The sequence below is a fragment of the Streptomyces sp. NPDC004561 genome (assembly GCF_053602155.1).
Genome location: NZ_JBSGDB010000906.1, coordinates 1 through 1,400 on the forward strand (window position 1 = coordinate 1; position 1,400 = coordinate 1,400).

The 1,400-nt window shown below is 69.6% G+C and carries 1 protein-coding gene; it reads right to left on the minus strand.

Features of this window, described 5'->3' with window-relative positions; genetic code table 11:
- Positions 1 to 87: 87 nt before the first annotated feature.
- On the minus strand, positions 88 to 759 hold the full coding sequence (locus ACWEN3_RS46585; protein ID WP_452984506.1) for a hypothetical protein: 672 nt from the start codon (positions 757 to 759) through the stop codon (positions 88 to 90).
- Positions 760 to 1,400: the final 641 nt, after the last annotated feature.

The following is a 1,400-nucleotide window of genomic DNA, read 5'->3' on the forward strand; positions in this document are numbered from 1 at the left end:
GCTGCTGCCCGTACGGACCGGCCTGCGGATACTGCTGGTCAGAGGCGGCTTTCTGTCGGCTGGCCGGCCGACGGGGCTACTCGCGGATTACTTCCAGGTGATGCCCTGGCCCAGCGTGAAGGGCTCGCCCCAGTACTCGGCCGACGCGACCTTCGTCGAGGCCGACGGCGCGAGTGCCACCGCGCAGCCCTGGGCGACCTTGCCCTTGGTGAAGCCCTGGGGAAGTGTGTCGCTCTTGCACTTGCCGAAGTCGCCGATGATCATGAGGTCCTGGGCCTCGGTGCCGTCCCCCAGGTGGCCCTTCATGTGGCCCACGCTGGCGTAGGCCAGGTCGGAGTCGCCCTCGTTGGTGACCGAGTAGCGGATGTAGTAGGGAACCTTGCCCTTCGCCTGGTCGCCGAGCTTCAGCGAAGCCAGGTCGGACGGACTGCCCTGCTCGATCGAGGTGACGGTCAGGGCGATCTTGCCCTTCGTCGACGTGCCGTAGGAGAACGGGACATGAGCCGCCTGCCCCATCTTGAGGGTCTGGCCCGCCTTCGTGTCCGACCCGCCGGCGCCGCTCGCGCCGTCCGAGCCGGTGGCAGTGCTGCTCGGCGCGCCCGGCGTGGCTGCGCCCGTGGGTGCGCTCGCGCTGGTGGCCGAGGAGGACGGGGTGGACTGGGCCGACGAGTCGTCGGGGCCGCAAGCCGTCGCGGTCAGGGCGAGTGCCCCGACGACGGCGAGCCCGCTCAGTCTCCGGACGGCCTTAGCAGTGTTCATGGCGTTCACGGTGATTCCCCCGTTGTTGCGGTTCGTTGAATTGCCGGGCAAACGTACAGGCAGTTGACAGTGCGACGAACCGCGCCAAAAGCGGATCCTCGACGCGCTTCGCTTCTCTTTGTGGCGTAGGTCACCAGGTTGTGAGCCCGGGTGTGACCGGGGCGTGCGCGTTCAAGGACATGTCTGTGACACATCGACCTGGTGGCGCGCAGGGTGAGCCGCGGTCGGTCGGGTTCGTCAGCTTCCCGCGCAGCGGCTCCAGTTGGCCCCGCACTCCGGTGGCCAGGCCCAGCGCCTCACCGATCTCCCGGGGTGCGCCACCGGGCCCGCAGCCTGCCGCACGGCGGCGAGGATGGGCTGGTACTCCGGCGGCAACGCCGCCTCCTCCACACCCGGCGTGCTGTCTGGGACCAACCACGCCGCCCGACCTGCCGCTTGGACGACCGCCGATCCTGCCTCCGCCCGCTCGCCGGCGCTCTGCTCGCTCATCCGCCGCCACACCCGCTCGGCCACAGCCAACTCGTCCCGCTCGGCCCGCACCTCGGACAGCTGCTTGGCCAGCCGTACCTAGTGCTCTGACCGCATAGGTTCGCCGGGTTGGCGGTCATGGCGGTTGGATGTGCGGTGACGTCTGATCCGAC